General features: G+C 38.7%; 16 protein-coding genes and 1 pseudogene. 15 read left to right on the top strand and 2 right to left on the bottom strand.

What is annotated here, in order from left to right:
* Positions 1 to 556 precede the first annotated feature (556 nt).
* Together nrdD and nrdG are read left to right on the top strand one after the other, a co-directional pair.
* Positions 557 to 2,707 (top strand): anaerobic ribonucleoside-triphosphate reductase, encoded by a 2,151-nt coding sequence (gene nrdD, locus HMPREF9200_RS07855; protein WP_009354206.1) that lies wholly within the window; start codon positions 557 to 559, stop codon positions 2,705 to 2,707.
* A 25-nt stretch (positions 2,708 to 2,732) separates the two neighbouring features.
* On the top strand, positions 2,733 to 3,230 hold the full coding sequence (nrdG, locus tag HMPREF9200_RS07850; RefSeq protein WP_009354193.1) for an anaerobic ribonucleoside-triphosphate reductase activating protein: 498 nt from the start codon (positions 2,733 to 2,735) through the stop codon (positions 3,228 to 3,230).
* Positions 3,231 to 3,497: 267 nt separating this feature from the next.
* On the opposite strand, the gene HMPREF9200_RS07845 is transcribed toward nrdG, so the two are convergent.
* Together HMPREF9200_RS07845 and HMPREF9200_RS07840 are read right to left on the bottom strand one after the other, a co-directional pair.
* The gene (locus HMPREF9200_RS07845; RefSeq protein WP_009354177.1) at positions 3,498 to 4,046 is read right to left on the bottom strand and encodes a gamma carbonic anhydrase family protein; all 549 of its coding nucleotides are present in this window, start codon (positions 4,044 to 4,046) and stop codon (positions 3,498 to 3,500) included.
* Between the two features lie 106 nt (positions 4,047 to 4,152).
* Entirely contained in the window at positions 4,153 to 5,091 is a 939-nt protein-coding gene (locus HMPREF9200_RS07840) for a nitronate monooxygenase (protein WP_009354199.1), read from the bottom strand.
* A gap of 330 nt (positions 5,092 to 5,421) precedes the next feature.
* Between HMPREF9200_RS07840 and HMPREF9200_RS07835 the strand changes: the two genes are divergently transcribed.
* The 13 genes and pseudogenes from HMPREF9200_RS07835 to HMPREF9200_RS07775 all read left to right on the top strand — a co-directional run.
* Positions 5,422 to 5,976: a LemA family protein gene (locus HMPREF9200_RS07835; protein ID WP_009354181.1), complete on the top strand. Its 555-nt coding sequence runs from the start codon at positions 5,422 to 5,424 to the stop codon at positions 5,974 to 5,976.
* Positions 5,977 to 6,070: 94 nt separating this feature from the next.
* Positions 6,071 to 6,841, top strand: a complete 771-nt coding sequence (locus HMPREF9200_RS07830; protein WP_009354191.1) for a YgcG family protein — start codon at positions 6,071 to 6,073, stop codon at positions 6,839 to 6,841.
* Positions 6,842 to 7,031: 190 nt separating this feature from the next.
* Complete coding sequence (locus tag HMPREF9200_RS07825) at positions 7,032 to 7,169, top strand: rubredoxin (RefSeq protein ID WP_009354175.1); 138 nt, start codon at positions 7,032 to 7,034, stop codon at positions 7,167 to 7,169.
* 177 nt (positions 7,170 to 7,346) lie between these two features.
* Positions 7,347 to 7,859 carry a DUF177 domain-containing protein gene (locus tag HMPREF9200_RS07820; protein WP_009354204.1) on the top strand — a complete coding sequence of 171 codons (513 nt, stop codon included), beginning with the start codon at positions 7,347 to 7,349 and terminating at the stop codon, positions 7,857 to 7,859.
* A gap of 32 nt (positions 7,860 to 7,891) precedes the next feature.
* The gene (gene rpmF / locus HMPREF9200_RS07815; RefSeq protein ID WP_009354192.1) at positions 7,892 to 8,071 is read left to right on the top strand and encodes a 50S ribosomal protein L32; all 180 of its coding nucleotides are present in this window, start codon (positions 7,892 to 7,894) and stop codon (positions 8,069 to 8,071) included.
* A gap of 130 nt (positions 8,072 to 8,201) precedes the next feature.
* Entirely contained in the window at positions 8,202 to 9,488 is a 1,287-nt protein-coding gene (locus HMPREF9200_RS07810; RefSeq protein ID WP_009354196.1) for a manganese-dependent inorganic pyrophosphatase, read from the top strand.
* Between the two features lie 64 nt (positions 9,489 to 9,552).
* On the top strand, positions 9,553 to 11,736 hold the full coding sequence (pcrA, locus tag HMPREF9200_RS07805) for a DNA helicase PcrA (protein WP_009354186.1): 2,184 nt from the start codon (positions 9,553 to 9,555) through the stop codon (positions 11,734 to 11,736).
* A 12-nt stretch (positions 11,737 to 11,748) separates the two neighbouring features.
* Positions 11,749 to 13,737, top strand: coding sequence for an NAD-dependent DNA ligase LigA (gene ligA / locus HMPREF9200_RS07800; RefSeq protein WP_009354198.1), 1,989 nt, complete (start codon positions 11,749 to 11,751; stop codon positions 13,735 to 13,737).
* A 67-nt stretch (positions 13,738 to 13,804) separates the two neighbouring features.
* Positions 13,805 to 14,257, top strand: a complete 453-nt coding sequence (locus HMPREF9200_RS07795; RefSeq protein ID WP_009354207.1) for a PaaI family thioesterase — start codon at positions 13,805 to 13,807, stop codon at positions 14,255 to 14,257.
* A gap of 17 nt (positions 14,258 to 14,274) precedes the next feature.
* Positions 14,275 to 15,297 (top strand): phenylalanine--tRNA ligase subunit alpha, encoded by a 1,023-nt coding sequence (gene pheS / locus HMPREF9200_RS07790; protein WP_009354203.1) that lies wholly within the window; start codon positions 14,275 to 14,277, stop codon positions 15,295 to 15,297.
* 9 nt (positions 15,298 to 15,306) lie between these two features.
* Positions 15,307 to 17,751, top strand: a complete 2,445-nt coding sequence (pheT, locus tag HMPREF9200_RS07785; protein ID WP_009354190.1) for a phenylalanine--tRNA ligase subunit beta — start codon at positions 15,307 to 15,309, stop codon at positions 17,749 to 17,751.
* A 73-nt stretch (positions 17,752 to 17,824) separates the two neighbouring features.
* Positions 17,825 to 20,278 carry a DUF3656 domain-containing protein gene (locus HMPREF9200_RS07780; RefSeq protein ID WP_009354185.1) on the top strand — a complete coding sequence of 818 codons (2,454 nt, stop codon included), beginning with the start codon at positions 17,825 to 17,827 and terminating at the stop codon, positions 20,276 to 20,278.
* Positions 20,278 to 21,060 (top strand): annotated as a pseudogene (locus tag HMPREF9200_RS07775) (endonuclease MutS2); the annotation flags it as partial. The gene HMPREF9200_RS07780 and the pseudogene HMPREF9200_RS07775, both read left to right, overlap by 1 nt.

Here is a 21,060-nt window from a genome sequence, read left to right as displayed (position 1 = left end):
TTTTGGATTTGGTCGCTTTTGTTGTATAAGGATGTCAACTGACCTCCCATATCAATTATTCATTATTTAAAAGTCTTTTACCTAGGCAATTCAGGTAAGAAAATATGAATATAAATGTGTAAAAGTAGAGGATTCTCCTATTTTTACAAGTTTACTATATCTAATTGGTATACATGATATAGTGGTTTTTGTTGAAATAAACTACAATATGTTGTAAACTGAATCTAGTGATATCCATAAAGGGTACAACATAGTGGTAATCTACAAAGTTATATATTTGATTGTTAGACAGGTTACTAAGCATTTGAAAAAACGATTAATTGTTTCAGTGCTTATGAAATGACTATACACTAAAAAAGCAGTACGAATTTTCTACATGTGTAGATACAGAATGGATAGAGCAGAAATTGCTCTTTTTATATGTCCATATTTTGATTTAAATGTGCACCGCATATGTTAATTTTTTGCTTATGCATTGTTTGTATGATTCATACTAAATCTAATACACCGTATAGTTTGTTATGTGCGGTGTAATTAGTATATAGGAGGCTGTATTATGATACATGTGATAAAAAGAGATGGTACTATTGCTGATTTTGATAAAGAAAAAATTATTATTGCTATAGAAAAAGCTATGCATAGTAGTACAGGTGTATATACGCCTGGATTGGCTTTGCAAATTGCTAATGAAATTGAGTCTTATGCAGAAAAAATGGGGCGCAATATTACAATCTATGCTATTGAAGATCAAGTGTATTATAAACTCCTGGAAAATAATAATCCTGCAACGGCTCGAGCCTATGAAAATTATAAAGCAGTACAAGCGTTCAAGCGTGTAGAGAATACCACAGATAAAGATGTATTTGGTTTATTGAATAAATCAAATGTGGCAGTTCTTGATGAAAACTCCAATAAAGATGCTTCTATTGTATCTACCCAACGTGATTTAATTGCTGGAGAAGTGAGTAAAGACATTGCTCGTAGAAAATTGATTCCTACGGATATTGTGCAAGCTCATGACAGTGGTGCCATCCATTTCCATGATATGGACTATATCATTCAACCTATGTTTAATTGCTGTTTAGTAAATTTAGAAGATATGTTGACAAATGGCACAGTTATCAATGGAAAACGCATTGATACGCCTAAATCCTTTCAGGTAGCATGTACGGTAACTACACAAATTATTGCACAGGTTGCATCTGGCCAATATGGAGGTCAAAGCATTAATGGGATTGATCGTATTTTGGCGCCTTATGTAAGAAAATCCTATGATAAATATTTAGAGTTAACATTACAAGAGCAGGTCGAAGTGTATGGTATGGCTCCAGATGTAGCAAAGGCAGAGGAAATTGCTTGGCAACGGACGAAAAAAGAGGTAAAAGATGGGATTCAAACTATTCAATATCAAATTAACACCTTAATGACTACGAATGGACAGGCGCCTTTTGTAACATTGTTTATGCACTTCGATCCGAATAGTGAACTAGCAAAAGAAGCTGCTTTAATTGATGAAGAAATTCTAAAACAACGTATACAAGGCATCAAAAATGAGGCAGATGTATATATTACACCAGCCTTCCCTAAGTTGATTTATGTGTTGGATGAACATAATGTACATCCTAATAGTGAATATTATTATTTGACGGAACTGGCTGCTCAATGTACGGCGAAACGCATGTATCCTGACTATATTTCTGCGAAAAAGATGAAAGAAATCTATGAAGGTAATGTATTTGCTCCTATGGGATGTCGTTCTTTCTTATCTCCTTGGAAAAATGAGCAAGGTGAGTATGTATTTAATGGTCGTTTTAATATAGGTGTGGTAAGTCTTAACTTACCTCAAATTGGTATTTTAGCACAAGGTAAGGAAGATGCTTTTTTTGAGATTTTGGAAAAACGCTTAGAATTAGCTGAAAAAGCATTGTTGTTCCGCTATGAACTATTGAAAGATGTGACCAGTGATGTATCTCCTATTCACTGGCAATATGGAGCCATTGCACGCCTTCCTAAAGGGGCTCCGATTCGACCATTATTAGAAGGTGGATATGCGACGATTTCTTTGGGATATATCGGTTTATATGAAGCGACCAAGCTAATTGTAGGAGATTCCAATACGTCGGATGAGGGTCATCGTTTTGCTAGAAAAGTAATGGAACGATTGCATGAAGCTACAGAAATTTGGAGAAAAGCTCATAATATCGGTTTTGCTTTATATGGTACACCAGCTGAAAGTTTAACCAACCGATTCTCCTCTATTGATAGAGCTCGGTTTGGTGAGATTCCGGATATTACAGATAAAGGATACTACACCAATAGTTATCATGTGAATGTACGTGAAGAAATCAATGTGTTTGATAAATTTGCCTTTGAGTCGGAGTTTCAACAGTTATCCACTGGGGGATGCATTTCCTATGCAGAAATTCCTAATATGAATAATAATATCCCAGCTTTGTTGACGATGATGCAGTATATTTACGACACCATTTCCTATGCGGAATTTAATACAAAATCAGACTATTGCCATGAATGTGGCTTTGATGGTGAGATTATCGTTAATGATCAAGTACAATGGGAATGTCCTCGTTGTCACAATACGAATCGTGATACTTTGACGGTAATTCGTAGAACTTGCGGTTATTTAGGGGAAAATTTCTGGAATGAAGGCCGTACTAAAGAAATTAAAGATCGAGTAATGCATATTTAATAAGATGATGAAAGAAGGATGTACAATGCGCTATGGACAGCTTAGACAATATGATATTGCTAATGGTGAAGGTATTCGTACATCCTTATTCGTTACTGGCTGCACTCATGGTTGTTATAATTGCTTTAACGAAGAGTATCAAGACTTTTCTGCTGGCCAAGAGTGGACCGAATCAGATACAGAGAGATTACTTTCCTATGTCAGTGCGCCTGCATGCAGTGGATTGACCTTACTAGGGGGAGAGCCCTTTCAAAATGTAGATGGATTACTACCTCTTGTTGATAGAGTATTGGCAGTAGTGCCTCAAAAGTTAATTTGGGTCTATTCTGGATATACCTATGAAGAAATATTGGCTTGCCCTAATAAACGACAATTGATAGAGCGGTGCCATATCTTAGTGGATGGGAAATTCGTGGATGATTTACGAGACCCAGCATTAGCATTTAGAGGAAGTAGCAACCAGCGAATTATTGATATACAAGCGTCCTTGCAACAGGGAGATGTAGTGTTGTATATGGAATAATATGAGCTAGCTAAATTAATATTATAAAATAGCGGATATTTGAACTGTAATGTCAAATATCCGCTTTACATTGACTGATATTCACATTAAATATGTATGAGAGTCAAATAATTATAATAGATTTTTTAGAAAAGATAAGGATACGTCGAGCAACTTATTTTCTACTATAAGACAATAGGTATGCACGATTACGAGATAAAGAGTGAACTAAAAGAGCTGTATAGGGAATACTATACAGCTCTTTTTATAAAAATTCATTGAATTATTTTATACAATAGTTTGGCTAGGATCCCACACTTCACCATCAGCATCTGGTAAAAATCCATATTCTTTAGTCCACAGTGTTTTGTATTTCACAGCTTGGTTGTGGATTTTTGTAATCATTGTTTCGTCTGTACGAATGACCTTAGCAGGGCTACCTACAACTAGGGAGTAGGGTGGAATTTCTGTACCTTCTAGCACGAGAGCGCCCGCACCGATGATGGAGCCACGGCCGATGTGACAACGGCTAAGAACGATAGCTCCCATACCCACTAATACGTGGTCCTCTAGGGTAGAGGCGTGGATGATAGCACTATGACCAATGGTTACAAAGTCACCAAGGATACAAGCGTGGTCATCGTCTACGTGAAGTACAGAATTGTCTTGTACATTGGAGTAGCGGCCTACTATAATTTTATTGACATCTCCGCGAGCAGATACATTTTGCCATACAGAGGCATATTCTTTTAGTTCTACATCGCCAGCAAGCTCAGCACCTGGCATAGCGTGACTTTTTGGATCTAATTTTGGATATTTTCCTTTAAATGGTAGCATAGTAACCTCCTATATATTGCTATGTATACGGTAGTATTATTACTTGAATCCCCTTGGTTAAGAAACAAACCAAGGGGGACATTGTGAGTAGAAAGTATATATTTAATTAGATGAATTGTTGTGCCTTCTTGATGGCTTCTTTTGCTTCTGCTACAACGGATTCTACGATGGTTTTCGCAGGCTCTACTTGTGTTAAGCGGTTCAGACCTTGACCAACTTGAACAACGCCGTTTACAGTATCTCCATCAACGGCAGCTTTTTTATTTGTACCGATTGCCATAGCTGTCAATTCACTTTTAGGGGCACAACTGTACTCAGCTTCTAAATAACGAGCTGTAAACTCACTTTTAAGACCACGTACTCCGTGATTGAAAGTAAGACCTGTTACAGTGGAGTCAGTATCTGTAGCGTTGATAATAGCTTCTTTACAGTTTTGATGCATTTTACATTCTTCCGCTAAGATGAAACGAGAGCCCATTTGAACGCCAGCTGCACCCATAGTAAGACCAGCAGCGAGTCCACGACCATCTACAATACCGCCAGCGATAATCACAGGGATATCAACTTCTGGCACAACGTTTTCTAGTAAGGCCATCGTTGTTTGTGTACCAATATGACCGCCTGCTTCTTGACCTTCGATGATGATGGCATCGGCCCCTGCAGCTGCAACACGTTTAGCAAGTTTTACATTCGGAACTACGGGAATTACTTTGATATCTGCTGCGTGTAATGGTTCGATGAAAGGAACAGGATTGCCCGCACCTAAGGTAACGAAAGCAGGTTTCTCTTCTACGATAACGGCTAAGATATCATCTAAGTTAGGTGCCATTAACATTAAGTTTACACCGAATGGTTTGTCAGTTAAGGATTTGCATTGACGGATTTCTTGGCGAACCCATTCTGTGTCACGACCGCCTGTAGCGATAACACCAGTAGCACCAGCATTGGCTACTGCGGCCGCAAGGGTGTGCTCAGATGTCCAAGCCATAGCACCTTGAATAATAGGATATTGAATGCCTAATAATTCTGTTAAACTAGTTTTCATAATTCCTCCTATATAGAATAGTGATTCATTTATTTAAATCACTGGAGCTTTCAACATGCTTTCATTATAGCTTAATAGAATGAAAAAATATAGTTGCTGTAAAAGATGATAAAAACAATGTATAATATAACTAAGCTCATCACTAAGAGATATGTGGCACATGGTGCATATATGATATTAAAATGATCCCAATACATATGTGTATTTTAATGAATGTAAAATAGTGATATGCTTGTATATGAGTTTATTAGGCTTAAAAAAGTTATCTATAAAGCTCATGTATATTATGGCAAATTAGGTATATAAGAATTATAGTGTAAAGGAGGACTTATGAAAAAGTCATGGTTAATTGGTTTAGGTATTGTAGGTGTACTTCTGATTTGGATATTTAGTTCCTACAATGGATTAGTACAAACGGAAGAACAAGTCAATGGGCAATGGGCACAAGTGCAAACGCAGTTGCAACGTCGATCTGATTTAATTCCGAATTTAGTGAATACTGTAAAAGGTTATGCGACCCATGAGAAAGAAACAATTCAAGCAGTAGCAGATGCACGGGCAAAATTAGGTGGTGCCAAAACAGTAGAAGAAACGGCGAAAGCGAACCAAGAATTAAGTAGTGCCCTAAGTCGTTTGTTAGTGGTAGTAGAAAACTATCCGAACTTAAAAGCAGATGCTAATTTCAGAGCTTTACAAGATGAATTAGCAGGTACAGAAAATCGTATTGCAGTAGCACGTAAGGATTATAATGGCAGTGTACAAGCCTATAATATGAAGATTCGTACCTTACCTACATCCATCATCGCTAGTCCTATGGGATTTCAGGTGAAACCATATTTTGAAGCAGATCAAGGGGCACAAAGTGCGCCGAAAGTGCAATTTTAATCCTTTTAACATATGTACTTACAATGACTATGTATCGTTGGAAGGAATTGAGCTATAGTGCGATATAAAAGGGTATCTTTCATGAGGAGGTAGGATGAGAAAAAAATATACATGGACTACTATTCTCAGTGCTTTATTTGTAACAATAGTTTTATTTTGGGGTAACCTATCTGCTTTTGCCTTAGATGTACCGAGTCCACCAAAAAATGGGTATATTTTGGATCAAACACGGACCTTGACTAAAGAAGATGTTCAGAAGATGAATCGTATGGGGTTTGAGTTACAGCAAAAGACAAAGGCTCAAATCGCGGTTCTGATCATCCCTACTTTAGATGGTGAGGATGTAACAGAGTATGCAAACAAGGTGTTTCGTTCTTGGGGCATCGGTGAAAAGGATAAAAATAATGGTATTCTTTTCTTGATAGCCCTTAAAGATAAACAAATGCGTATTGAAGTTGGCTATGGTTTAGAAGGTGCAATCAATGATGCCAAAGCGGGACAAATTTTAGATGACTATGCCATACCGTATTTTAAACAAGGTCAAATAGGTAAAGGAGTAGTAAATACCTATGCGACCTTAGTAGGTGAAGCGGCTAAAGAGTACGGTATCACCATTGACGGAAGTCGTACCTATGAAACACAAAATGTAGAGGAATTAACGCCTTTTCAAATGTTGCTTATAGGTGGAGGTATTCTCTTGTTACTCATTTTGGACTTCACTGTATTTGGTGGCGCTATTACACAATCTTTATTATGGGTATTAGCTTCTAGTCGAGGTGGTGGCTCTGGCCGTTCAGGCGGTGGAGGTTTTGGTGGATTCGGCGGTGGATCTTCCGGTGGTGGCGGTGCGAGCCGTCGATGGTAATAGATATAGATTTACTAAATGTAGATATCATGATGTAATATGTCCCTATTATGCGTAGTTTGCAAATAGGTATCTAAAAATAATATAGAAAATGATTGAGAATATATTGAAAGTTTTCGATTGTAGTGGTATACTGATTATAGATAAAGTATCTGAGACAAATCTTATAGTACGAAAGGTGGTGCACACAATGGATAAAAAATACGTTTGCGTAGTATGCGGTTGGGTTTATGACGAAGCTGTTGAAGGCGTTAAATTCGAAGATCAACCAGCTGATTACCTTTGCCCAGTTTGTGGGGTTGGTAAAGACCAATTCGAAGAAATGTAATTAATTTTTCGATAAATTAATCCACATACATAAGGGCTCTCCTATAGGAGAGCTCTTTTTCACATGAGAGTTAATTGCTAAGTCTTGTATGAGTTTTCTGAATACTCAACAACATATAGGGCTAGTATTTGACAAAGATAGTATAGGTAGCTATAATAGTATAGTCGAGGTAAAATTATGAAACTGCAAGTAGAGCAAGCAAAAGAACAGATTGGACGAGTAGTCCCTTTTCTATGTACGACATCAGGTGATGATCTTGGTGACGTATCTGCTTTTCCTTGGAGCCGTCATGATATAACCATTAGTGGTGAGCTTCGTTATGATGGTCAACATTATGTGGTGAATGGTACCATAACAACAAATGGACAATATGAGTGCTCAAGATGCTTAACCGATACTAATTATACCCATACTGTTCCATTTGAAGAGACTTTTGGTGTTACACATTCCAACAGTGGAGACGGTGATGTGATTTCTTTCGATGGGGAAGAAATCGATCTAACGGAGACCATTCGGGAAACATTAATCATCAATGAGCCCTCTCAAGTGTTATGTCAGGATGATTGCAAAGGATTGTGTGTTCAGTGTGGAGCTAATCAAAATGTTTCACCATGCTCTTGTGAATCCTTTGTGGTAGATCCTCGATTAGCAGTGCTAAGAACATTGCTGAAGGAAGAAAATGATGATTAATACCTAGTGATTATGTTAAGGAGGTGCAGATAATGGCAGTACCAAAGCGTAGACTTTCCAAATGCCGTCGAGATCGTCGTCGTGCTAACTGGAAATTAGAAGTACCTGGTTATGTAGCTTGTCCACAATGTCACGAACCAATGATGCCGCATCGCGTTTGCCCAACATGTGGTTCTTACAAAGGAGAACAAGTAGTTTCTAAAAATGCGTAATAGAAACGAATGAGAAGGCCTTGTAAACTGTTGTTTACGAGGTCTTTTTTGTATGCATTTTATGCCTAATTATGGTATAATAAAGAAACATTAATAAATAACTCAAGTGATGATTATAAGAGGTGACATTATGTTAAGAGATACAATTTTAGTAACAGGACATAAGAGTCCAGATACAGATTCTATTTGTTCTGCAATTTCCTATGCAAATTTAAAAAATCAAATGGGCTTCGGAGCACAACCAATTTGTGCTGGTCAAGCAAATAAAGAAACATCTTTTGCGTTAAAGTATTTTGGTTTTGAACATCCAGAAATCGTAACTTCTTTTGCTGTAACAGTTGAAGATGTACTAGAAACAATTCCAGCTGTAGATGCAAAAGCTTCTTTGCAAGAAGTATTAGCATGGCGTAAACAATATGAAATGAATCGCATTCCAGTGGTAGAAAATGGTACTATTTATGTAGGCACGATTACAGCGCAACGCTTAATTGATGCTTTAGAAGGTGCTATGGGTGGCAATGCAAATGTAACAGCTGGTGAGATTTGTACAAAAACTTCTTGCCAAGTGATTAGCAAAGAAACGAAATTACGTGACTTCAAAGCTAATTCCCACATCGGTGGATATCCGGTAGTAGACAATGGTACATACTTAGGTATCATTCGTTCTAATGTAGAAGCTCCAAAGCAAAAAACAAAAGTTGTTCTTGTGGACCACAATGAAAAAGTACAAATTATTGACGATATCGAAGAAGCAGAATTAATCGAAAATATCGATCATCATCGTATTGGTGGGTTGGTAACAGACAATCCTATTTTCATTCATTATGAAACAGTAGGATGTACTTGTACAATTCTTGCTAATTTATACTGGCAATATGGCCAAGAGATTCCTAAAAATATTGCTGGCTTAATGCTATCTGCCATTATTTCTGACACAGTATTATTCCGTTCTCCTACTTGCACTGAAAAAGATAAAGAAACGGCTAAAAAATTAGCAACTATTGCTGGTGTTAACTTAGAAGAATATGGTATGGAATTATTGAAAGCCGGTTCTGATGTATCTGATTATTCCGATGAAAAAATCGTGCGTACAGATTTAAAAGAATTTGAAGCAAATGGCAAAATCATCAGTATTGGCCAAATCCAAGTAATGGATACTACAGATATTTTGGGCCGTAAAGCATGCTTGTTAAAAGCTATGGAAACATTGCGTAGTACCAATAATTACAGCGCTTCTTACTTGATGATTACAAATATCTTAACAGAAGCAACAAACTTAATCTTTGTTGGAGATGCGAATGATGTGGTAGCAGCCGCATTTAATGCACAACCTGTGGACAATGAAGTATATTTAGAACATACATTATCCCGTAAAAAACAAGTAGTACCACCAATTGTGGGTGCTATGAAAGGCTAATCTATAATAGGGGGTGCGTTGTAGTGAAACACAGCGCACCCTTGTTATATGCAAGAGAGGTATTATGATATTTGACGGTTTAAATAAAGAGCAACAAGAGGCAGTATACGCAACTGAAGGGCCTCTTCTTATATTGGCTGGTGCTGGATCAGGTAAAACACGAGTGTTAACATATCGTATCGCCTATTTGTTGACACAAGGGGTAAGCCCCTATGAAATTTTAGCCATCACATTTACCAATAAAGCAGCAAAAGAAATGAAAGAACGTGTGGAAACCTTAGTAGGGGATACAGCACACCGTATTTGGCTTAGTACATTCCATTCTTTTTGTGCTAAATTTTTGCGCTTTGAACTAGATTCCTTCATGGGATATAGTAAAAACTTTTCCATCTACGATTCTAGTGATTCTCAAGCAGTTATTAAACAAGCAATTAAAGCACTAAATTTAGATGATAAATATTACCCTGTAGGGGCTATGCAATCACAGATTAGCGATGCAAAAAATAGAATGAAATTAGCTAAGGATTTCCGCAGTGAAGCTCGTGACTTTTATTCACAACAAGTGTCTAAGGTGTACGATTATTATGAAGCCGAATTGCGAAAAAATAATGCTTTAGATTTTGATGATTTATTGCTAGTAGCTGTTAAATTATTACAAGAAAATCCAGCCGTACTAGAAAAGTACAGTCATCGTTTCCGTTATATTATGATCGATGAGTATCAAGATACAAACCATGCACAGTATACATTAGCATCTTTATTAGCTTCTAAATGGAATAATTTATGCGTGGTAGGTGATGTGGATCAAAGTATCTATGCATGGCGTGGTGCTGATATTCAAAATATCTTGGACTTTGAAAAAGATTATCCTAAGGCAAAGCTTATTAAATTAGAGCAAAACTACCGGTCTACGAAAACAATTTTAGAGGCGGCTAATGCGGTCATTGATTACAATGAGGGGCGCCCTGAAAAAGTGTTGTGGACAGATAAAGGAGAAGGTGCCAAAATTCATCATTTTGAAGCTCAATCCGAACAAGAAGAAGGAGCTTTCATAGGAGATACCATCAAAAAACAAAAGGAAATTCACAATCGTAGTTATGGAGAGATGGCTATTTTATATCGCACGAATGCCCAATCGCGTGTACTTGAGGAATCTATGATCAAACGCGGTATTCCTTACACTATGGTGGGGGGGACTAAGTTCTACGATCGTAAAGAAATCAAAGATATTTTGGCGTACTTGCGTATTTTAATCAATCCATTTGATGATATCTGCTTACAACGTATTATTAATGTGCCAAAACGTAGTATTGGATTAACTACAGTCGGTAAATTACAGGATTTTGCAAGAGAAACGAATAATTCACTATTTATGACATTGAGTCAATTAGACCAAATTTCTACTATAAAAGGTAAAACGAAAGAAAAGTTAGAAGAATTTATGGGTTTAATTTTTACCTTAGTCAATGAGGCTACAGAGCTTTCCGTACAAGGTATTATTGAGGCCGTACTAGATCGGACTGGATATGTAGTGGAACTAGAGAATAGTACAGACCCACAAGACCAAGCTCGGTTAGAAAATATTGGTGAGTTGGTGTCGGTAGCCAAAGAGTTTATGGATACAAATCCAGAAGGTACTTTACAAGACTTTCTTGAGCAAGTAGCATTGGTGAATGATGTAGATTCCTTTGAACAAGAAGAATCCAAAGTGACGTTAATGACTTTGCATGCTGCAAAGGGACTAGAGTTCCCTGTGGTATTCTTAGCTGGTTTGGAAGAAGGATTATTTCCGCATAGTCGTACCTTGATGAACCCTGAGGAAGTAGAAGAAGAACGCCGTATTGCCTACGTAGGGATTACGAGAGCCGAAGAAGAGTTATATGTATCTAATGCCACTACACGAACTGTATTTGGTAAAACTACAGGGTATTTACCATCTCGTTTTTTGAAGGAAATTCCTAGCGAACTCATGGAAGAAGTACGGCCAAAACGAACTGTGAAGGAAGAATTACAACGAAATGTACCATTTCATCAATCTGTAGCGAATCGACCTGTTACAAAACCTATGATTCGAAATCCACAAGTAGTAGATTGGACTGTGGGAGATACTGCTATCCATGCTAAATGGGGTGAAGGAACTGTAGTGGATGTAGTTGGTGAAGGGGCCAATGTAAAATTAAAAATTGAGTTCCCTACACAGGGATTGCGACAAATTATGGCTAAGTTCGCTCCTATACGAAAAAAATAAGGAAATCATACAATGAGTATTCAAGAAGACATTCAACAATTACAAAAAGAATTAGCCCATCATGCGTATTTATATTATGTGAAAGATGCTCCCATTATTTCTGACTATGACTATGATGTATTATATCGAAAATTAGTAGAGTTAGAAACAGCACATCCAGAGTATATTGTGCCGACCTCTCCTACACAACGTGTGGGAGCCAAGGTGGAAGGAAGCTTTGAAAAAGTAGTACATGGACAACGAATGCTCAGCTTGAGCAATGTGTTTGATGATGCTGAAGTAGAACAATTTGGGGTGCGCTGTGAAAAAGAGTTGGGCCATGCGCCGCAATATGTAGTGGAATTGAAGATTGATGGCTTAGCGGTTAACTTACATTATGAAAATGGTCTCTTTGTACGTGCGGTCACACGTGGTGACGGTCGTGTAGGGGAAGATGTAACAGCGAATGTAAAAACCATTCAGTCTATTCCACTAATCATTGATAATGCGCCTCCTTTCATTGAAATTCGTGGAGAAGCCTATATGCCGCATAAGGAGTTCAAACGAATCAATGAAGAACGAGAAGAAGCAGGTTTGCAAACGTTTGTAAATCCTCGTAATGCGGCAGCAGGATCGTTGCGCCAACAAGATCCAGCCATTACGGCGAGTCGAAATTTAGACTTTTTTGCCTATGCGATTGGTTCATCAGAAGGATCTAACATACATACACAACAGGAATTATTAGAGCAACTCGAAGCTTTTAAATTTCATGTCAATCCTCACTATAAAGTGTGTCAATCCATAGCAGAGGTTGTGGAGCATATTCATTACTGGGATGTCGAACGTCACAATTTGCCTTATGATACAGATGGTATGGTGATAAAAGTAAATGACTTTGAAGACCAAGAGACATTGGGGACCACAGCGAAGGATCCCAAATGGGCGACGGCCTTCAAGTATCCACCAGAAGAAGTGGAGACCATCGTCAAAGATATTACAATCAATGTAGGGCGTACAGGGGTGTTGACGCCGACTGCAGAATTAGAATCTGTGTTTGTGTCCGGAACGAATGTATCACGGGCAACTTTACACAATGAAGACTTTATTAAAGAAAAAGATATTCGTATTGGTGATACGGTACGTATTCATAAAGCTGCAGAAATCATTCCAGAGGTAATTTCTGTGGTGGTAGATAAACGAAAATCGGATTCTGTGCCTTATGAAATGCCCAATGCTTGCCCGGTGTGTGAATCTCCTACGGTGCGCCGTGAAGGAGAAGTGGCTATTTATTGTAGTAATGAACATTGCCCAGCGGTAGAGAAGGAAGGTATCATTCACTTTGCATCCCGTGATGCCATGAACATTGATGGATTAGGTCCTAGTATTGTAGAAGCGCTAGTGACAAATCATCGTATTGAAACGGTAGTGGACTTGTATCATTTGAAGGAAGAGGATATTACATCCTTAGAGCGAATGGGCAAAAAGTCGGCGCAAAATTTACTAAAAGCGATTGACGATTCTAAACAACGCGGCTTAGGTCGAGTGTTATTTGGACTGGGTATACGTTTAATTGGTGCTAAAGCAGGGCAAACCATTGCGAAATACTTTACTTCCATTGATAGCTTAATGAATGCCACCATAGATGAGTTGACTAATATTGATGAAATAGGACCTACCATGGCGAAAAGTTTGGTAGAATATTTTGGAAATGAACGAAATCGCCAATTGATTGAAGGGTTACGTCATGCGGGAGTACGGTTAGAAGAAGAAGTGCAAGAAGCCGCGGGCAATGAACTGGAAGGACAGATCATTGTATTGACTGGTAAGCTTACTTCCATGGGACGTTCTGAAGCAGGGGCAATCCTAGAAGCTCATGGAGCGAAGGTAACAGGTTCTGTCAGTAAAAAAACTACTTTGGTCATTGCCGGTGATGATGCAGGTAGTAAACTAACGAAAGCAGAACAATTGGGTATCCCTGTGATGGATGAACAAGGATTATTAGATTTAATCAAGGATTTCTAAGCTATCTATTGATAATGAGGTAGACTTTCCTCTATAATAAAAAGATAAGCTTAGAAAGGTTAGCTATATGGAACATAGAACATTATTAGAATACTTTCAAGAGCATACAAGTTCACATCCTTTTGAGGTGTTACATCACGTAACACTTAAGAATATGTCACCAGGACATGTGGAACTAGACTTTCACAGTGAAGAACAATTGCACAGTAATCCGCGAGGCGATGTGTATGGTGGGGTACATTTGAGTTTATCAGATTATCTTATGGGATTGGCTTGTATTACACTAGGAAAGCAAGTGACAACGGCACAAATTAATGGTAATTTTGTGAAATCACTGCCGAAAAATGCAAGAATCCGCGGTGTATCCAATGTGGAACACAAAGGTCAAAGTACAATGGTTACATCCTGTCGTTTGTATAATGATATGGGAGAACTTGTCTATATGGGAAGTGGAACGTTTATGGTTCTTGACGATTTGGTATTACCAGAATTGCCATGGTCGTTGTTAGATGAAGAATAGTTGGAGGATAGGAATCAATGAAAGAACAATTGCAAGCATTGCAAGAGAAAGCAATCGCCCAAATTCAAGGGGCTGCGAACTTGCAGGAATTACAAGATATTCGTGTTACCTATTTAGGTAAAAAGGGAGAAGTTACCTCCTTATTAAAAGGATTGGGCAAACTATCTCCAGAAGAGCGTCCTGCTATGGGGGCCTTGGTAAATACAGTGCGTGTAGCGTTGGAAGAAGCCTTAGATGAAGTACAACAACAAATGGAATCTGCTGTATTGGCAGCTAAATTAGAACAAGAAACTATTGATATTACATTACCAGGTCGTCCTGTTCGTAAAGGCCATTTACATCCATTAACAAAAATCAACGAAGAAATTGAACAGTTTTTTGTGTCTATGGGCTATGCTGTAGAAGAAGGTCCTGAAATTGAGTCAGACTATTTTAACTTTGAATGCTTGAATTTAGCTGCAGATCATCCAGCTCGTGATATGCAAGATTCTTTCTATATTACTGATTCCGTATTACTTCGTACCCATACATCTCCAGTGCAAGCGAGAACATTGCAAGGTAGCGAAAAAAATGCACCTATCCGTATGATCGCACCGGGAAAAGTATATCGTTGGGACTATGATGCCACACATTCTCCAGTATTCCATCAAGTGGAAGGTCTTGTTATCGATAAGAAGATTACCTTCTCTGACTTGAAAGGAACATTGGAGTTGTTCTTGAAACACATGTTTGGTGAAGATACAGCTGTACGTTTCCGTACAAGTTTCTTCCCTTTCACAGAACCAAGTGCAGAAGTAGATATTTCTTGTTGCATGTGCCACGGTGAAGGATGCCGTGTATGCTCTCATACAGGGTGGTTAGAAATTCTTGGTTGCGGTATGGTCCATCCTAATGTATTGAAATTAAATGGTTATGATCCAAATGAAGTACAAGGATTTGCCTTCGGTATGGGCGTAGAACGTATTGCAATGTTGAAATATGGTATTAATGATTTACGTTTATTCTATGAAAATGATAAACGTTTCTTAACGCAATTCTAGGAGGTTACCGTGAAAGCTAGTTTACAATGGATGAAAGACTATGTATCTGTGAATCTTGGCGAGAATCCTCAAGAATTTGCAGATGCCTTAACACAAGCTGGGATTCCAGTAGAAGAAGTGATCAACTGTGATACAGGTATTAAAAAAATCTATACCGGAAAAATTGTAGAAATTACAAAACATCCTGATGCAGATAAATTACAAGTATGCCAAGTAGAATGCTTAACAGAAGAAGGTGAGCCGGTTACGAAACAAATCGTAACAGCAGCTACTAATGTGGCAGTGGGACAAATCGTTCCTGTAGCGTACCATAAATCTCGTTTAGCAGATGGTACAGAAATTAAAAAAGGTAAACTTCGTGGACAAACATCAGAAGGCATGTTCTGTTCTGTAGCAGAATTTGGCTTATCTACAGATGTAGTGTTACCAGAAGAAGCCACTGGTATTTATATCTTCCCTGAAGGTACTGCTATTGGACAAGATGTAAAAGAAGTATTAGGTCTTAATGATGTAGTCTATGAATTTGAGTTGACGCCAAACCGTGCGGATTGTTTCTCCATGGTTGGTTTAAGTCGTGAATTTGCTGTATTAGATAAAACAGAAGCTACATTCCCAAAGGTAACAGTGCAAGAAGAGGGACCATCCATTGAAGGTCGTTTGAATATTTCTATTGCTGATACAGAGTTATGCTCTCGTTTCATGGGACGTTTGATTGAAAATGTAAAAGTTCAAAAATCTCCATTATGGTTACAAAATCGTTTGCGTAATTGCGGTATTCGTCCTATCAATAATGTGGTGGACGTAACAAATTATGTGATGCTAGAATTAGGTCAACCAATGCATGCTTACGACTATGATCATCTTCATGGACATAGTTTAGTGGCTCGTAAAGCTACAGAGGGAGAAGTGATTCAAACCTTGGATAGCAATGATCGTACATTAGCAAACACGATGCTAGTTATTGCTGATACTGACCGTCCTGTAGGGGTAGCTGGTGTGATGGGTGGTGCTGATAGTGAAGTGTCCAATGAAACAACAACGGTTGTATTGGAAGCTGCTGTATTTAATGGAGCATCCATTCGCCGTACTTCTCGTGCATTAGGCTTACGCTCTGAAGCATCTGGTCGTTTTGAACGTGGTGTGAATAGCGAAGTGACACCACTAGCTTTAGATCGGGCAGCGCAATTGTTATTGGATATTACACCAGGTGCTGTAGTAGCAAAAGGTGTGATTGATGTATATGCAGCGCCAAAAGAAGTGCGTACAGTGTCTTTCACGAGTGAAGCTGTGAATTCGTATTTAGGTACTAATATTACAGAAAAAGAGATGATTACTATCCTAACAACTTTATCCTTCGACGTGAAAGTTGATGGTGAGGCATTAGTGGCTACTATTCCATCTTGGCGTGATGATGTAACAGGCATGCCAGATATTGCAGAAGAAGTAGCACGCATTCACAACTATGATAATATTGCACCTACTACGCCATTGGCACGAATCCAAACGGGAACAGTATCTCCTATGCATGCGTTAGTACATGATGTAAAACATGCGTTGGCTGAAGCTGGTTTAGATGAAATTATTACTTTTAGTTTCATGCATAAAGATAGTTTGCAAGATTTGTTAATTCCTGAAACAGATAGCAGACATCAAGCGATTCCTATTCTAAACCCAATTTCCGAAGAGTTTCCTGTGATGCGTACTACTTTAGTACCTAGCGTCTTAGAAACAGCAAAACGCAATGTAGCTCAAAAGAATTTAGATTTAGCCGTTTTTGAAGTGGCTGCTGTGTACGAACCTAAGGCATTGCCGCTTACAGAATTACCAAACGAACGCATGATGGCAGCAGGGGTTATCCTAGGCAAATGGGATCGCCAAGAATGGAATGTACCGGCTAGAAATGTAGACTTCTATGATCTAAAAGGTATCATTGAATCTGTACTCGCTAATCTTGGTATTGAAAATTATGCAATTAGTAGAAGTAAAGAGTATTATTTACATCCAGGTGTAAGTGCTAGTATCTCCGTAGAGGGTGTTGAAATAGTACGCTTTGGTGAATTACATCCACAAGTAGCAAGTCATTATGACATTAGTGGTAAAGCATATTTATTTGAAATGGATTTAGAAGCATTGTTACAAGTGAACCGCAAAGGAATTTCTTTCACAGCAATTTCTAAATTCCCTGGTACTAGTCGTGACTTAGCGATTGTAGCACCAAAAGATGTGCAAGCTATTGATGTGTTAGAAGTGATGAAACAAGAAGGCGGCGAATATCTTGAGAGTGTTCGTATCTTTGACGTATACGAAGGGGAACATATCCAAGAAGGATATCGTAGCTTAGCGTATACCTTGTCGTTCCGTTCTCATGAAGGTACATTAGTAGATGCTGATATTGAAGATAGAATCCAAGCGATGTTAGCAAAATTAGCAGACAAAGGTTGCACTTTACGATAATACGTAAATCCTACGGGATGTAACAATCGGTCATCTCTCTTATGGGATGACCGATTTATTATAAGGAGTTGTGATGGAATTATTAGCCCCAGCAGGGACAATGGAAAACTTTATGGCCGCCCTTGAAGCAGGGGCTGATGCCATTTATTTAGGCGGTAAGGTCTTTAATGCGCGATCTCATGCGGGAAATTTTGACTATGATGAGTTGCGAGAGGCTTTGCGATTAGCTCATATATTACAGGTGGGTATCTATGTAACGGTGAATATCTTGGTAGGTGACCGTGAAAGTAAAGCCTTAGCAGAGCATCTACGGGAACTAGAACGCATTGGTGTAGACGGCATTATTGTGCAAGATCTTGGTGTTGCAAGAATAGCGCGTCAAGTAGCGCCTTCCTTAGAGCTACATGGTAGTACACAAATGACGGCTACTAATTTGGAGACTGTACAATTTCTAGAACGCTTAGGATTTACACGAGTGGTTCTATCTAGGGAGCTGAGCCTAGATGAAATTCGCCATATCTGTGAACATGCGAAGGCTGAAATTGAAGTGTTTATTCATGGAGCGCTTTGTATCTCCTACTCTGGACAATGTTTGATGAGTAGTTTCATTGGTGGACGTAGTGGCAACCGTGGGTCTTGTGCCCAACCATGTCGCTTGCCATACCAATTGGTTACTTTAGATGGTGAACAAATTACTCATGATAAAGAGACCTATATCATGAGCCCTAAGGACTTAAACTATAGTGCGTATATGAAAGAGCTCATCGAAGCAGGCGTAGCTTCATTCAAAGTAGAAGGACGCATGAAAAAGGTATCCTATGTGCATGAAGTCATCGGTACGTATCGGACAATCATCGATAGATCTGGACAAGCCACAGAGGCAGATTTTACTCGCTTAGAAGAAGGGTTTAATCGTGGGTTCTCTACGGCTTATTTAGAAAATAATGGTTCCAAGTCTATGATGACCATCAGTGCGCCTAACCATTTAGGGAAATACTTGGGAGAAGGACAGGTTAAAGGCCGTACGTTATCCTTGCGCACTAAGGAGGCTGTGGCGGAAGGTGACTTACTGAAAGTCATCGCCCATACGGGAGATGTGCATTACATTACAGTGACGGCGGATATGACTTTTGATCGTAATATATATCGCATTCCACTTACGGAAACCATTAGTGCAGGCAAGGTCTATCGTGCCAGCCAAGGTGGATATACCAAACAACGGGGGTTAAAAGATTTTACCCGTAAATACAAATCCTATATGTTCTTACATGGTGAAGAAGGTAGTACTGTGTCATTGACGATGATGTTAGCTTCTGGTCAAACGGTAACAGTCACAGATGAATATGTATTACAAATGGCTAATCATAAACCTACTTCTGTGGAGAAAATTACGGAACAATTAGGTCGTTTAGGGAATACTCTATTTGAGTTAGATCATGTGACGGTTCCAGAAGGTTCTTTCATGTGGCCTAGCAGTGTCTTAAATAGTCTTCGTAGACATGCTGTGGAGGCTATGGAAGAATTGCTAATAGAACAATACGTGGCATCATGGGAAGCACGTAAAGCGAACTTGCCGACAGGGATGGAATTATTAGGAGATATGACAAAAACAGTAGGACAGGTGTTAGGATTTACACAGGTGCATACCCTAGAATCTAATACAAAACAATTAGAAATCTTAGTGGATTCCTTAGAAGGTCTGCAGCAGGCAATTATGACGCCAGTAGACCGTATTGTGTTTGGCGATCCATTACAAAGAATCCCAGTAGCATATCCTGTATATGAAGAAGCTGTACAAATGTGCCGTGAGGCTAACAAAGAAATTATATTTAGTACCCCAAGGGTGATTAAGGATAATGAAAGTATAGCCTTTAGGGATATGGTAAATCATATGGTACAAGCCAATCCAGATGGGATTCGAGTGCATTTCTTGGGGGCTTTGGAGGTATTACATCAACTGGGATATACAGGTGTGGTGGAAGGTGATACAGGATTGCAAACCTTTAACTCTCACACCTTAGGCATACTTAATGACTTAGGATTTAGTACTGTCAATGTGTCCTTAGAGGCTACCTTGCATCAAATGAATACGATGGCAAGTAAAAATATTATGCCTATTGGAGCTATTGTGCAAGGCCGTGTAGAATTGATGATTTCTGAGTATTGTCCTATCAGCAGTTTTGCCGGTACAGGTTATAAACGAGGTTGTCCTGTGGTGTGTACGAAACAAGACTATGCTTTGCAAGATAGAAAGGGTGAACTATTTCCAATTTATACAGATCCATTCTGTCGTACCCATATTATGAATAGCCGTGAGTTAGATATGAAAAGCTATATAGATGACTTACGACGTTCTGGGTTACAACGATTGGTTATTGATGGAAGACAACGAAGTCTTAAATGGATTGCTAACGAGGTGAGTATGTATCATCAATTACTAGAGGGGACTGTGAAAGCACCGAGCAAAGAAGGAGCTACTCATATCACACGAGGACACTTTTTTAAAGGAATATTAGGGGAATCATAATGAATAGTGAACAAGTCTTAGACTTTCAACATATACGGCAAAAGCTGGCAGATGTGTGTTCCTCTGCCATAGCTAAAGAATATGCACTGAATTTGCAACCTATGCACAACCGTCAAAAAATTGAAGATGCCCTAGATGAAACCGTGGAAGCTATGCGCTCCTTAGAGCAAGAAGTGGAGCAACCCATCAGTGGCACGAAAGATATTCGTACAACTTGTACGAAAAGTCGTAAAGAAATTATTTTGACTCGTGAAGAGCTTTGGGACTTGCATACCACTATCTTGGCATATAATCGGATGCATCGTTTTTTTAAAGAAAAGTATCTGCTCTACCCATTATTATCTTTGTGGGTACAGGATTTGCCAAGTCATGATAAGCTGACCAAGCGCTTTGAACGAACTTTTGATGCCTATGGTGTGTTACTGGATGGCGCTACACCTAAACTACAACAGTTGCGAATGACCATGAGTCGTACAAAGAATGCTATTAAAAATGATTTACAGCGAATATTACAGGATAAGGATAATCAAAAATACTTTCAAGAAGCTATCGTTACTATGCGTAATAATCGTTACGTCATTCCTGTAAAACAAGAATATCGAGGAGCATTTCCTGGTCTTATTCATGATAGATCTGCTACAGGTGCCACTTTATATATTGAGCCTATGCGATTGGTAGACTTAAATAATGAATTACAAGAAGCTACCTTGGCAGAAGAACAAGAAGTACTTCGTATTTACAAAGAATTAACAGAGTTGGTACGAGCTCATGCAGATACATTA

It is taken from the genome of Veillonella sp. oral taxon 780 str. F0422, from assembly GCF_000221605.1.
Taxonomy (GTDB): domain Bacteria; phylum Bacillota; class Negativicutes; order Veillonellales; family Veillonellaceae; genus F0422.
The sequence above is the reverse complement of the archived record's forward strand: the minus strand, read 5'-3'. Positions and strand labels throughout refer to the sequence as shown.